Here is a 13,709-nt window from a genome sequence, read left to right as displayed (position 1 = left end):
GGCTATCCCCTCTTCCTGGCTGCGTCGGCGGCACGGCGCGCCAGCGCATCGGCACGCGGCAGCCACGTATCGAGCAGCTCATCGCACGCCGCCTCGAGCTCCTCGGCGCGCGCCCGGTCTTTCATAGACGTAGTGTTGGCAAAGAGCGTCAGACTCGCGCCCTGCATGGCGGCGCGGCAGAACACGGCACCGCACGCCACGTCGGACAGCAGCTGGCGCGACCCCTTGTCCGCCATGTCCTCGAGCAGCGCCAGCGCGCGCCCGCAGGCATCCATAATGCGATACGGTGGCATAGCCGCCACATGCAGCGCATCCTGAATCGCAGCCGGTCGAGCCGGATCGTCACGCGGAATACCGTACGCCGCGGACACCTGGCCGTAGGCACGAACATCCTCGGCGACCAGGTCCACAAGTTCCTGTGCCAACTCATCCGCCCGGGCAAACGCGTGCGCCAAATCGTCCGCTCGATCAGCAAGCGCAGGGTTCGTCGCCCCGTAGCGCGCGACCATCCCGCACAGCGAGGCGCCCAGCGCGCCCACAAAGGCGCTCGCGCTGCCGCCGCCGGGAACCGGCTCGCGCGCGGCAAGTGCCTCGGCAAATCCGCGACAGGTTTTATCCATCATCTCTTGGCTCATACGCACGCACCTTCAAGTCATATAGATCGGTCGGGCGGCAACCGCCGGCCAACTGTATCGATCAAGTAATGGTGCTAAGTCTAGCCCATAAGCACATAAGCGTCAGCGCATCTGGCCATCGCGGATTTCTATGACACACGATAGGCGTCGGCGCCGCAAGCATGGGACACATGGCCCACCCGCGCGAGCCGCCCGCGCGTACAGTAAAGGCAGGTAATCCATGGGCGGTTACAGATGAGGAGACACGACCATAAAAAAGAAGGCCTTTGCGATTGTCACCCTCTGCATCAGTCTCTTTGCCGCGGTTGCCCTGGTGGGTTGCGGCGGAAGCGGTGGCGCTACCGGCAGTGGCGGTGGCGGCGGCGCGGAAAAGCCAGCCGTGGATATGCGGACCGACTTCATTTGGTTTAAGGTCGAGGTCCCCGAGGGCGTCGAGATCATCGACGTAGACGGTGGTAGCGTGTATGTGCGCATCGACAACGTCGAAGAGCACAAGGACGCTGTCGAGACCATGATGAAGTCCCTGGAGTTTGCCGATGACATCGCCAAGGCCAAGACCGAGGCCATGAACGTCAAGCTCGACGATATCGAGATCAAGCGCTAAAGCTCCAATGGCATGCAGCAGCGCCGCTTTAACTCAGCCGGGATGCAAGGTGCGACTCCTTGCATCCCGGTTTTTTTGTGTTCGAAAGCGCCCGATCACATCACCATATTGAACACGTTGACGAATTCCTGCGCCTTCGCGTGGCTGCTGAGGCCAAGGTGCAGGCGGTCAACAGCCGGCTACTGCGCCTCTGTTTTCCCTAGCATTTCAATCTAGTAGCCACGAGACCCTTTCTCGAAGACCTCCGACGACGTCGCAGTTTCTGTCCCCGCCAGGCTTTATGATAATCGCCATTAGCCAGCCATTATCTATTAAGCAGCATCCCTCAAGAGGAAAGCGGGAGATACGAATGGGCACACCAAAACCGTCTTTGCGCGACTGCATCTACGGACTTGCCGTTGGCGACGCACTGGGCGTTCCCTACGAGTTTATGCCTCGCGGCACGTTCGAATGCACCGACATGATTGGCTATGGCACGCATGGGCAACCCGCCGGCACCTGGAGCGACGACACATCTATGACGCTTGCTACCTGTGACTCGATTAGGGAGCTCGGGCATATCGACACCGCAGACATGCGCGACAAGTTCGTAGGCTGGATTGCCCGTGGCGAGTATACGATTGACGGTGTTTTCGATTACGGCGGCACGACCGCTCGAGCCCTGCGCACCGGCAAAGGAGGCTCCGGCGAGCGCGACAACGGCAACGGATCGCTCATGCGCATCGCGCCCCTGGCATTTGTCGACGCGACGGACGAAGAAATCTGCGAGGTCTCCGCGATAACGCACGCTCACAGAACGTCAACTGAGTCATGCATCATATTTGTTGAGCTGATGAGGTCCGCGATGGACGGCGCGCTCCCCGAATGGGCACTCTGTCTGAAAGATGTACCCGAGCACGAAATTAGGTCCGGCGGTTTCGTGCGCGACACGCTTAAAGCCGCTACCTGGTGCTTCGTCAACACTAACAGCTACGAGGATTGCGTGCTTGCCGCCGTCAACCTGGGCGACGACACCGACACCACCGCAGCCGTCGCAGGTGCACTCGCAGGCACAGCCTACGGCATGGACGCAATTCCACAGGAGTGGGTCGACACCCTGCGAGGGAAGGATCTGATTGAGAACTGCCTGTTTTAGGGCACCATTCAAGAAATAAGGAGGAGGCATCGTGGAGGGGAAGATCGCAAATACCGATGAGTTCCAAATGGAAGAAAACGGGACTCCAATGCTCCCAGCGGGGCTGAGGGAGGAAGGAAACCTTTACGTCCTCCCCGACGGGCGTTACCTCCCCTGCGGGGTCTACCGGACCAAAGATGGCGGCTCACTCATTTATGAGCCGTTTGAGCTCAGCACCTTCGGGCAAATGCTTGCCCAATTCGAGGAAAACTAAAGACATGATTACCAGCTGGATTGACGCTGCTCAAAACAAAAGGCAGAACCATCAATAACCCTCTCATTAAAGAGCAGCAGCGCAGCGAAACCAAATAAGTAAAGAAGACGGTTCCAACCCCAGACCGAGCCCAGGGCGGAACCGCCAAGCAATTTCATCTTATCAGCTCTGCAGGATTGGTTTGATGGTGGCAGGAGACACCTGAAGCCCAGCGCAGAGTAATCATGCATAAGCCTCCTCCGGAAGGTTGCCGTCGATGGCAGCATAGGGCCGGCCGTCGCGGTCCTCCCAGCTCGCGCAGACGTAGTTGTATTTTTCGAGCTCTACACCATCGTCGTCAATCCATGCGGCCTTGAACTCATGCACAAGCTCATTCGGGACTGCCCAGCCGAACATATCCCAACAGTGCTTGCCTCGGATAATCTCCTGATCGACATCGGCCGTATCGAAGAAGAAGCGCTTCCCGCTACGCTCAAGCTGAGCATTGACCGGGTCAACGGAATCGATTATGCATTCGCTAAACCCATCGTATCGTTCCCGGCACTCTTTGGACCTATATTCAGTTTAATTACCGGTTAGATCGACGCTGATTCAAAGCCTACCGCGATAAACCGCTTGTATGCATCGGCTTGATTTCCAGCTAGATCGACATTGATCCAAAGCTTGATAAGGTTGCCAGCGTAAGGGGAAATAGGAATCACGAAAAGTAGCGCAGTACGAAGAGCGCCCTTGATTGAGGAGACGTAGGTGCAAATCCTACCGCCGCGCAAGCCGTCCTTCGGGGCGGCTTTTTATGCCGATACGAGGCGAGGGATGTCCCTCGAGAAACCCGCCGCGGTTGCCGCCGACCCCGTGGAGAGCGCCAAGTGGGACAAGCTCACCGCCGGCCACGCGAGATCATCCCCGCATGTGTGAAGAACAGGTGGAAGAAGTTCCGGGGCTTTGACGGCTGCCGGGGTCATCCCCGCGTGTGCGGGGAGCAGTATCCCGTGCAGCCCGCGAACACGCTCTGGCTGGGATCATCCCCACGCGTGCGGGGAGCAGGAATTGCCGTTCGCCGCGTTGGTGCTGTTGACGGGATCATCCCCGCGTGTGCGGGGAGCAGTACCAAGGCCCTGCGTTAGAACCGTTCCTCAAGGGATCATCCCCGCGCGTGCGGGGAGCAGTACTTCACGCACGTCACGTATGACCTGTGTATGGGATCATCCCCGCGTGTGCGGGGAGCAGTCGCGCTTCAGGTCGAGAGCACCCTTGCGTTCAGGATCATCCCCGAGTGTGTGGGGAGCAGGAATTGCCGTTCGCTGCGTTGGTGTTGTTGACGGGATCATCCCCACGCGTGCGGGGAGGAGGAGGCTTCGTCGCCGGTCGACTCTACCTCTTTGGGATCATCCCCGCGTGTGCGGGGAGCAGCAGTCGGCACACACGTATTGCGCGCGCCCTCCGGGATCATCCCCGCGTGTGCGGGGAGCAGCCATGGCAAATATGTACGTGAGTACCTTCGGAGGGATCATCCCCGCGCGTGCGGGGAGCAGTCCATGAGTGTCTTCATCCCCTCAATCAAGGTGGGATCATCCCCGCGCGTGCGGGGAGCAGTTGGCCTCGCAGTGCCGCGAGCAGGCGGTCAGGGGATCATCCCCGCGCGTGCGGGGAGCAGGTTGCCACGGCCTTGTCGATGGATGCGACGGTGGGATCATCCCCGCGCGTGCGGGGAGCAGAGTACCGAAGCAAGCCGATGAACGGGCGCACCGGGATCATCCCCGCGCGTGCGGGGAGCAGACTTAGCGTCCAGCAATGACGAAGGCGATCCTGGGATCATCCCCGCGCGTGCGGGGAGCAGGTGCTGCCCGAGGGCGCGTCCACGCGCTGCCTGGAATCATCCCCGCGCGTGCGGGGAGCAGTTGCTATGCAAAACGGATACAGGTGCATACACGGGATCATCCCCGCGCGTGCGCGGAGCAGCCGTCCCATTCGCACCAGCGGATGCGCCATTTGGGGTCATCCCCGCGTGTGCGGGGAGCAGTCGCGCTTCAGGTCCAGCGCGCCCTTGCGCTCGGGATCATCCCCGCGCGTGCGGGGAGCAGGAAGACATTATCCGCAAGCTGACCAGCCGCAAGGGATCATCCCCGCGTGTGCGGGGAGCAGGTCTGCGTCCAGGCCGCGACCGTCCACTGCGGGGGATCATCCCCGCGTGTGCGGGGAGCAGACGAGGTAGTCGTGCCTGCGGCCGCCCCGGACGGGATCATCCCCGCGTGTGCGGGGAGCAGTTTTTGGCTTGGCGGCGTGCCGGATAGAGGCCGGGATCATCCCCGCGTGTGCGGGGAGCAGGCGAAGACGGCCTTCTCGCTCAGGCCGAACTCGGGATCATCCCCGCGTGTGCGGGGAGCAGTCAAGATACGGCATATGTTCGATTATGTTTGAGGGATCATCCCCGCGTGTGCGGGGAGCAGCGTCTTTACAGCGCTATTGTATTCCTCTTTCAGGGATCATCCCCGCGTGTGCGGGGAGCAGTCTGCAAACGGGTCGTTGGCGTACTTCATAAAGGGATCATCCCCGCGTGTGCGGGGAGCAGCTTTTTATGCAATTTTAGGACACTGGGCAACGGGGATCATCCCCGCGTGTGCGGGGAGCAGGAGTGGGTCGCGGCAGGAGGCACGGAGCGGCAGGGATCATCCCCGCGTGTGCGGGGAGCAGGAATGGAGGAGCAACCCCTCAGCAGTGGTTAAAGGGATCATCCCCGCGTGTGCGGGGAGCAGCGCTAGCGAGCAATGGAGGACGCGCCCAGTACGGGATCATCCCCGCGTGTGCGGGGAGCAGTACGCGAACGACCCGTTCGCCGACCCGTACAAGGGATCATCCCCGCGTGTGCGGGGAGCAGCAATATCTACACATTCGGCGCTGGAAGATCACGGGATCATCCCCGCGTGTGCGGGGAGCAGAATGTGTAGACTTCGTGTAGACCGACTTTGTCGGGATCATCCCCGCGTGTGCGGGGAGCAGCTTTTTATGCAATTTTTGGACACTGGTTAACGGGGATCATCCCCGCGTGTGCGGGGAGCAGCGGGATATAGGCCTCTCACTAGTCCGCTCATCGGGATCATCCCCGCGTGTGCGGGGAGCAGTCCTCGCTCAGCTCGGTGTCGGCGAACAGCTCGGGATCATCCCCGCGTGTGCGGGGAGCAGTGTTTGTAGGTTAATCGCATATCGACTACAATGGGATCATCCCCGCGTGTGCGGGGAGCAGGTTACAAATCTTCTCAAGTTAAACCCTATGACGGGATCATCCCCGCGTGTGCGGGGAGCAGTCGCCGTGTCCAATATGCACGTGCGTGCCCTCGGGATCATCCCCGCGTGTGCGGGGAGCAGCGCTACCTATTGTATACGTACTCTTCGAGATAAGGATCATCCCCGCGTGTGCGGGGAGCAGTGCGCAAGCTTTTTGCCTACGGAATCTATAGCGGGATCATCCCCGCGTGTGCGGGGAGCAGTATTCCATCCAGAAAGGTCACCAACAGAAGTAAGGGATCATCCCCGCGTGTGCGGGGAGCAGCAGCTCAGGGAGTACGGCATACCGTCCGGCTCGGGATCATCCCCGCGTGTGCGGGGAGCAGCGTGAGTTGTTTACTGGTCAACGTCTGCGTTAGGGATCATCCCCGCGTGTGCGGGGAGCAGTCAATCTTGTCGCGGTACATATGCGCGAACTCGGGATCATCCCCGCGTGTGCGGGGAGCAGTGTAGGCAAGTGCAGCGGCGGATATTGTGCATGGGATCATCCCCGCGTGTGCGGGGAGCAGACTCCGCCGAAGGCCTGACCGGCAACGATGGCGGGATCATCCCCGCGTGTGCGGGGAGCAGCCTGTCCACCATCGGCGCCAGCTCGCAGACCGGGGATCATCCCCGCGTGTGCGGGGAGCAGAGGCGCTCAACGGTCGTCCATGTTTTAGCGTTGGGATCATCCCCGCGTGTGCGGGGAGCAGACGCCTGCCGCAGCTCTCGTCTCAGAAGCAACGGGATCATCCCCGCGTGTGCGGGGAGCAGGCGGTATCCCTTGACCTATAGTGTGGTATTCGTGGATCATCCCCGCGTGTGCGGGGAGCAGTTTTTGAGTGCGGGCTTGCAGTGCTTAGGGTCGGGATCATCCCCGCGTGTGCGGGGAGCAGCCGCTTCCAGTTGCTAGAGGAAAGCACGAACTGGGATCATCCCCGCGTGTGCGGGGAGCAGACTAGCGATTGTACTAGCGAGTTCGAGGATATGGGATCATCCCCGCGTGTGCGGGGAGCAGCAGTTCATCGACGCTCTTCCAATCTCGTTCCCGGGATCATCCCCGCGTGTGCGGGGAGCAGGCGTCCTCCATCTGTCTCGTGAGGATGTCAACGGGATCATCCCCGCGTGTGCGGGGAGCAGTGACTTCAACACGTGGGTGCGTGGTTGCGAGGGGGATCATCCCCGCGTGTGCGGGGAGCAGCATCTAACCCCCTACGCGATTAAACGCTATATGGGATCATCCCCGCGTGTGCGGGGAGCAGGCGGCAAGCTCGCCACGTGTGAGCGCGTCTACGGGATCATCCCCGCGTGTGCGGGGAGCAGAAGGACTAACAATGAACGTCAACGAAGCTATTGGGATCATCCCCGCGTGTGCGGGGAGCAGTTGAAGCCATCTGCGCTCTGACCTAGGTGGTTGGGACCATCCCCGCGTGTGCGGGGAGCAGCAGTTTATCGACGCGCTGCCCATCGCTTTCCCGGGATCATCCCCGCGTGTGCGGGGAGCAGTGGACGGCAACGACCTAAGGACGGTGCTTACAAGGATCATCCCCGCGTGTGCGGGGAGCAGATCGGTGCAAAACGTCCCGGAAAGTTCTTCGTGGGATCATCCCCGCGTGTGCGGGGAGCAGCGTCACGAGGTTTCCAACAGTGATGTTGGAAAGGGATCATCCCCGCGTGTGCGGGGAGCAGCCACCTATACAGCTTAAAGTAATAAGCAGCAAGGGATCATCCCCGCGTGTGCGGGGAGCAGAACTTAGGTAGGCGGTATTCAATAGTCGTCCTGGGATCATCCCCGCGTGTGCGGGGAGCAGCGAAGCTCGTCACCCGCCCACTTCACTGCTTCGGGATCATCCCCGCGTGTGCGGGGAGCAGAACGTTTTTATTAGTAGGGGTTGCAGCCGTATGGGATCATCCCCGCGTGTGCGGGGAGCAGTGGCGGGCATCTGGGGCCAGACTATAGACGGCGGGATCATCCCCGCGTGTGCGGGGAGCAGCAATACCTCCAGCTCAAGGAATCGGCCATCGAGGGATCATCCCCGCGTGTGCGGGGAGCAGAGCACCGAGGGCTTCAAGGCAGAGGGTGTCGTAGGATCATCCCCGCGTGTGCGGGGAGCAGGACGAGTCCGAATCGACAACAAGGGGCCTTGGGGGATCATCCCCGCGTGTGCGGGGAGCAGCCGATAGACACGTCGGAGCCGCTGTAGCTCTCGGGATCATCCCCGCGTGTGCGGGGAGCAGGTGGGGTTTCCGTCCTCGTCTTTAACTTCCACGGGATCATCCCCGCGTGTGCGGGGAGCAGGCCTTCGGTACCGTCGGACAGTTCCCGTATACGGGATCATCCCCGCGTGTGCGGGGAGCAGGCCTACTACACTACTGACAAGCCGTCCATAAAGGGATCATCCCCGCGTGTGCGGGGAGCAGAACTTCGGTAGGCGGTACTCTATCGTGGTTCGGGGATCATCCCCGCGTGTGCGGGGAGCAGTGATACTGATACTTTGATACTGGGGGGGCTTGGGGATCATCCCCGCGTGTGCGGGGAGCAGGAGTGGAAGCGCAGGGCGTTCGACTCGGGAACGGGATCATCCCCGCGTGTGCGGGGAGCAGGTCTCGTTGCCCATCAGGTCGCTGACGTTCTCGGGATCATCCCCGCGTGTGCGGGGAGCAGTGATACTGATACTTTGATACTGGGGGGGCTTGGGGATCATCCCCGCGTGTGCGGGGAGCAGCTGGCTACGTTTTCTCAGAGGCGAACGGCAACGGGATCATCCCCGCGTGTGCGGGGAGCAGGACATAACTGGTGGGCGGAACTCATTCAAGAAGGGATCATCCCCGCGTGTGCGGGGAGCAGCGCAACCTCGCGCCCACGCGTTGAAGTCACCTGGGATCATCCCCGCGTGTGCGGGGAGCAGTCCTCCTTGGTACCGCCGTAGCCCAACTTCAAGGGATCATCCCCGCGTGTGCGGGGAGCAGGTATTCCATCCGGCGATGACGTCGGGATGGTTGGGATCATCCCCGCGTGTGCGGGGAGCAGTATACCAGCAATGATTACCATGGCCTTTGCTAAGGATCATCCCCGCGTGTGCGGGGAGCAGCTGGTGTGTCAGCAGGCAGCGACACGTCGGTCGGGATCATCCCCGCGTGTGCGGGGAGCAGGCCTTCGGTACGGTCGGCCAGTTCCCGTACACGGGATCATCCCCGCGTGTGCGGGGAGCAGACTTAAAAATCCCAGCTCAAAACACCCTATCCCTTTGATGTGGGCCCCATTTTAATCAGTTTTCTAAACAAGCTCAAGGTCGCCTCACAATCAGACTCGGCACGATGAGGTATTTGATTGTCAAGGTTCAAAAGGCCGAGCAGGGTCTTCAAGCGGTAGTTCGGCGCATCGGGCATCTTCTTCTTTGCCAGTGTAATGGTGTCGATGCACTCATTGTCAAAATCGTCTAGGTCGCATTCTTCGCACGCTGCCTGCACGAAACCGGTATCGAACGAAGCGTTATGCGCAACCACTATGCGGCTCCCGACAAAGGAAAGCAGGCCGCTCACCGCTCGCTCAAGCTCGATCCCCTTTTCGGCAAGCATCTCATCGGTAATGCCTGTTAGCTCGACTATCTTCTTAGGGATGCCTTTCTCGTATCGAATAAGCTCATGGAGCCTGCCCTCCTCAACACCCTGCTCAACTTTGATGGCGGCAATCTCGATAATCGCATCTTTGTCTGGGTCCAGCCCCGTGGTCTCAACATCAAGTACAACGTATTCGCGCGGCTCGTCCCTTTCGGCTGCCACGCTCCCGCGACGTGCCTTCGATCGCATCGCCGCGTAACTCCATCCCACTCTCTTCGTGCCAAGGGCCTTCATGCGCGAAGGCGAAGGCCGCATCATTAGCTTGATGCCATCAAAGTCGATAGGTTCCCACGCGGTGTTGTGCACTCGATAGTTGAGGTGTTGCTCGTTGCGTGCAGAAAAAACCATCGTGGCACGCCCTGTTTTGCATTCTTTGCAAATACGACTCCAAAGCTCATCTCTTACACGCGCGCTCACCCTGCCGACATACACGCCTAGGCTAATCTCCTGTAACCATTTCGTTAGGTCGCCGCGAAGTGCAAGGGGACATTTTTCCAAAACAACAACAATCACCCGTTATCCTTCCACAAGCACTCCGTTATTCTCTTCGGTGGCATCCACCTGGACGTCGTTTTCCTTGCCATAGGACACTCCAAAAGCAACGGCAGGGCGCCTCTCATCCCAGAGGAACATCGTATCGATATCAGGCTCGTCCTCTGTCTCGAAGTCGCCCAACAGCAGACCCCTGATATCGCGAGCACAGCGCTCCATTATCTTCCCGTCAAGAAACGCATCACGAGTGCACCGACGCGCTTCCGCCCCGATATCCTCTGGAGGATCGGAAGCCACTTCGAAAGCGATGGGAATCGTCACCTCTGCTTTATACAAATCGGCAATGTCATACACAAACGAGCGCTCATGGCCAACGTGGACAAATCCCAATGCCGGAGAGCACCCCAGCGCCACAATCACGCTGTGAACGACTCCGTAAAGGCATGCATGGGCAGCCGACAGCGCCTGATTGATTGGGCTTGCATCAAGAAAATCATCGGGGTTGTATTCCCTCCCATCCCATGGGACGTCGTATTGCTTCGACAGCCGCCGATAAAGTGTTCGAATCCGAGCTCCCTCGCGGCCACGGAGCTGCTGCATCGTGTAATTCGATACATCCTCGCCGGGAAAACGCATGCCGTACATCGCTCGTGCCACGGCAAGACGCCTTCGAGTGTTCGACACGAGCTCAGCCTGCGCGACAACCAACCGAGAAGAATGGGTGAGCGGGCGGCCGTGCGCATAGTAGCGAACGCCGTGCTCGCCCACCCAAATCACGCTTGTCCCCGAATCGCCGAGCAACTCAACCGCACGATGAGAGATATTGGTCCCAGGCCCCAGCATAAGCACCCCAAGAGAAGCCGCGGGGACATACGCCGTTCCGCGCGCATCGGTTATGCTCACTGCGCTATCTTGCCTGCTCACAAGACATCGCTCGACATAAAGAAACGTCATTCGCTCCTTTATCGTGGGCAGTGCGCGCAAATCAGGCTTGATCATGCCAGGATTATCACCCATGCCGCTCACCTATCCAGTGGAACCAGCGTGAGAAGGCCGCATCCGAATCCTTTGGCATGCCCGATGCCACACACAAGCGCATGGCGCAAGGCATCAGCATCGGTCACGCGCAACACGCCATCGTACTGGGCGCGCGTAAAGGTGACTTTGTTTCCTTGGACACCCTTGGTAAACGAGATTCTGTTGGAATTACTAACAATCAAGCTCGGGCAGCCCTCATCGTCGCTCAAAACCTCAAAACCATTCCTTTGGGCACGTGATCCCCGCTCGGGCGCAAAAATGCTTGGCACTTCCTTGTCGGCGCCCTTATATGCTTGAGCTCCAACGAGCCAGGCAGTTTGCTCCAGAATGGTCAGGTGGCCAATTCTATTTCTCTTAGGTTCGCCCTCGCTGTTTAGCAGGTCGCTTTTGCCGCCACGCGTGCTTCTGTTGAGCGACGGATTCGCTACCAAGCGAAACGAATAGGTCTGTCCGTTCGAGATGCGCCCCAAAAACGGATCGTATCCGCGCGTGCCCCACTGCGGTTCGCAGTCGGGCCACCCAATTTGTTCATCAAGCCCTACCAAGCTCGGCTTGCCGGGACTCACGATATAAAGGCGAGAACCCCCATCAGGCATTCTATCCACGCGCCAAAGCACGCGGCCGTCCCCGCTCGTCTGAGAAAAGGGGAAGCTGCCTGCAATCGCCGCATGCATGCGATAGGGCGAGGCAAGCATCGCACACGACTCCCTCCGCGTCATATTGATGGGAAACTGGGTAAAGAACATCGGCTATACCTCCTTTCCTAGAGCAGACCAAGGATCATGGTCGGCCTGCGCGCCAACATATTTCGGGTTCCTAACCGTTGCTGTTGTATGGGCAACAGTACGAAAGCTGTATTGGCGATGCTCCTGCGAAAAGCTGATGGGCACGTCGCGCAGCGAAACATCGTAGCCCTCGCCTTCGTCAGAACCCTGCTTATCGTAGAGAATCTCCAGGTCAACGCTTTCCTTGCCATGAAACTTCCAGTTGCCCTGATATCTCTCGCTTGCTTCCCAGGGGTGATTGCGCAAAGCTTGGAGTAACGTCACATCCTCAAACAGCCCAATATGCACCCTGCACGCGGGTGGACAGGAACGGCGACCTAGAAACAGGGGAAACGCCGGTGCGTCAAGCGCCTCGGCGCACCTTTGCAAGAGCTCTCCATCGCCCTCAAATGCCGCAACAAACACAGCATCGGCCAGATAATGCCGACGAGTTAAAGGCAGGGCATCGCCCGACACCCATCGAGCGCTCTGCGAGTCCCACTTTCGTTTGTGCTCGGTTTGAAAGTCACTTAGAAACGTTCCTGGCTGATCGATACGCACGCCAAAGCGTAGTGCCGCAAGGTCATCAACGGGATCTGTTCGGTAACGACCCAAGGCTGCGGCAAGCAGACCTACAACGCCGCTCTTCGTCGGCTCGTGCTCTGTTCCGCGCTCAGCGAACCTACTCGAAGACCCCCACGATTGCAGCGGACCCGCCAATTTGAGCAGCAGGACCGCCATGGCTAGTCCACCTCTTCGGTTTGGTAGCCGTTTTCGGCAAGATAAGCAGCGCACGCTTGCGAGATTTGCGCAATTGCGGCGTCAAGACTACATGCCCCTTCGACACCCATGGCACCGGGAAGAGACTGCGCATCCGGAGATGCAGTTATAACGAACGTCTTTTGCGGGGTCGTTCCAAACGCCTTGTCAACCGCCTCTTCCTGCTTGGCCAAACGCTCACAGCCAATTTCAATCTGGCTTTTCCCATGCGATGCCTCAACAGGTTTTTCAAAGGCATTCACCAAGCTCACTGGTTGCGTATCCCTCAGTTGAAGGACAACCGCTCCGGGGAGCGTGCGGTTTGCAAACGAATTCTGCTTTCCCGTGGGCATGGAAGTGATGAATGCCTTCAAAAACGCCTCGATGCCGCGGCAAGCAACCGCAGCCGAACCAAGGTTTTCGCAAAGGTGCAGCACATCAATAGTTGCATAGCGATACATTGTCGATGATGTGAACTCCGTTGTCTCAATCATTGCTGCGCCGGCATTATCTTCGGGAGAGCAATCGTCAAGAGCGGTGAAGTAATCGAACTCTGGATTCATCTTCCCAATGCCAATGGCATGGGCGACCTGAACGGAGGCGTCGACGTTCAAATCAGGAGCATCCGCCACCATACGCCCGAACATCGCCACATCGATGCTGTTAAGCGTCGGCTTCTTCTTGATGTCAAGAATTTCCTTAGCGAGTTTCTTGTCGACAGCCCCGCCCGCTTCAAAGGCCTGCGCCGCCAACGATGCAAGGGCTTTAATCTGTGCTGTAGAAAGAAACAATAAGTAGCCCGTTTCGCCGCCTTTGACTTTGACGCCCGTTGCCGCCAAGGCCTTCTCGGCAACAACTTCGGCCTGATCGTCCTCAATTTCCGGCAAAATAGCGGCCACGGCTTCCGCGATCAAGCTTGCTGCGCGCTTCGTACGCCAACCAAGACCGAACTCATCCAACAGATCGGAGAAACTATCGCGCGTGGCCTTCTTCCACGCTTGGCTTGAAACCCTTGAGCGCTTGACTCCGCCGAAATATGCCGTTTTTGGACTACCCGTGTCATCTCGATTGATGTTGCTCGGGGGGACAGTCTGAAGGATATGGATATCGATGAACTGGGGCTTTTTCATTGTAGGTCCTTTCTTGT

The 13,709-nt window shown here is 59.3% G+C and carries 12 protein-coding genes and 1 CRISPR repeat array; of the genes, 4 read left to right on the top strand and 8 right to left on the bottom strand.

Annotated elements, in window-relative coordinates:
- Positions 1-2 precede the first annotated feature (2 nt).
- Positions 3-635 carry a cyclodeaminase/cyclohydrolase family protein gene (locus ACTQXM_RS02800; protein WP_441537116.1) on the bottom strand — a complete coding sequence of 211 codons (633 nt, stop codon included), beginning with the start codon at positions 633-635 and terminating at the stop codon, positions 3-5.
- A gap of 385 nt (positions 636-1,020) precedes the next feature.
- Here ACTQXM_RS02800 and ACTQXM_RS02795 point away from each other — a divergent pair, with 385 nt between their 5' ends.
- From ACTQXM_RS02795 to ACTQXM_RS02785, 3 genes are all read left to right on the top strand, one after another.
- Entirely contained in the window at positions 1,021-1,239 is a 219-nt protein-coding gene (locus tag ACTQXM_RS02795; protein WP_441547600.1) for a hypothetical protein, read from the top strand.
- A 349-nt stretch (positions 1,240-1,588) separates the two neighbouring features.
- Positions 1,589-2,374 (top strand): ADP-ribosylglycohydrolase family protein, encoded by a 786-nt coding sequence (locus ACTQXM_RS02790; protein WP_441537118.1) that lies wholly within the window; start codon positions 1,589-1,591, stop codon positions 2,372-2,374.
- Between the two features lie 31 nt (positions 2,375-2,405).
- A complete protein-coding gene (locus ACTQXM_RS02785) occupies positions 2,406-2,627 on the top strand; it encodes a hypothetical protein (RefSeq protein WP_441537119.1) in 222 nt (73 codons plus the stop codon).
- Between the two features lie 8 nt (positions 2,628-2,635).
- Here ACTQXM_RS02785 and ACTQXM_RS02780 read toward each other — a convergent pair whose 3' ends face one another.
- Together ACTQXM_RS02780 and ACTQXM_RS02775 are read right to left on the bottom strand one after the other, a co-directional pair.
- Positions 2,636-2,857 carry a hypothetical protein gene (locus ACTQXM_RS02780; RefSeq protein WP_441537120.1) on the bottom strand — a complete coding sequence of 74 codons (222 nt, stop codon included), beginning with the start codon at positions 2,855-2,857 and terminating at the stop codon, positions 2,636-2,638.
- Positions 2,850-2,993, bottom strand: a complete 144-nt coding sequence (locus tag ACTQXM_RS02775; RefSeq protein WP_441537121.1) for a hypothetical protein — start codon at positions 2,991-2,993, stop codon at positions 2,850-2,852. The genes ACTQXM_RS02780 and ACTQXM_RS02775 overlap by 8 nt, the downstream gene beginning before the upstream one ends.
- On the opposite strand from ACTQXM_RS02775, the gene ACTQXM_RS02770 reads away from it, so the two are divergent.
- On the top strand, positions 2,988-3,206 hold the full coding sequence (locus tag ACTQXM_RS02770; RefSeq protein ID WP_441537122.1) for a hypothetical protein: 219 nt from the start codon (positions 2,988-2,990) through the stop codon (positions 3,204-3,206). The genes ACTQXM_RS02775 and ACTQXM_RS02770 overlap by 6 nt on opposite strands.
- A 436-nt stretch (positions 3,207-3,642) precedes the next feature.
- Positions 3,643-9,102: a CRISPR direct-repeat array (repeat unit 29 nt; unit sequence GGGATCATCCCCGCGTGTGCGGGGAGCAG).
- A gap of 26 nt (positions 9,103-9,128) precedes the next feature.
- Here ACTQXM_RS02770 and cas2e read toward each other — a convergent pair.
- The 5 genes from cas2e to cas7e are packed head-to-tail and all read right to left on the bottom strand — an operon-like array spanning position 9,129 to position 13,692.
- Positions 9,129-10,022 (bottom strand): type I-E CRISPR-associated endoribonuclease Cas2e, encoded by an 894-nt coding sequence (gene cas2e / locus ACTQXM_RS02765; protein ID WP_441547599.1) that lies wholly within the window; start codon positions 10,020-10,022, stop codon positions 9,129-9,131.
- 3 nt (positions 10,023-10,025) lie between these two features.
- The gene (cas1e, locus tag ACTQXM_RS02760) at positions 10,026-11,018 is read right to left on the bottom strand and encodes a type I-E CRISPR-associated endonuclease Cas1e (RefSeq protein WP_427795739.1); all 993 of its coding nucleotides are present in this window, start codon (positions 11,016-11,018) and stop codon (positions 10,026-10,028) included.
- A 5-nt stretch (positions 11,019-11,023) separates the two neighbouring features.
- A complete protein-coding gene (cas6e, locus tag ACTQXM_RS02755) occupies positions 11,024-11,785 on the bottom strand; it encodes a type I-E CRISPR-associated protein Cas6/Cse3/CasE (RefSeq protein ID WP_441537124.1) in 762 nt (253 codons plus the stop codon).
- 3 nt (positions 11,786-11,788) lie between these two features.
- Entirely contained in the window at positions 11,789-12,544 is a 756-nt protein-coding gene (gene cas5e, locus ACTQXM_RS02750; RefSeq protein WP_441537125.1) for a type I-E CRISPR-associated protein Cas5/CasD, read from the bottom strand.
- A 2-nt stretch (positions 12,545-12,546) separates the two neighbouring features.
- Positions 12,547-13,692: a type I-E CRISPR-associated protein Cas7/Cse4/CasC gene (cas7e, locus tag ACTQXM_RS02745; protein WP_441537126.1), complete on the bottom strand. Its 1,146-nt coding sequence runs from the start codon at positions 13,690-13,692 to the stop codon at positions 12,547-12,549.
- Positions 13,693-13,709 lie beyond the last annotated feature (17 nt).

The organism is Collinsella sp. LCP19S3_D3, assembly GCF_052121455.1.
Classification (GTDB): domain Bacteria; phylum Actinomycetota; class Coriobacteriia; order Coriobacteriales; family Coriobacteriaceae; genus Collinsella.
This window is presented reverse-complemented; position numbering and strand designations above follow the sequence as displayed.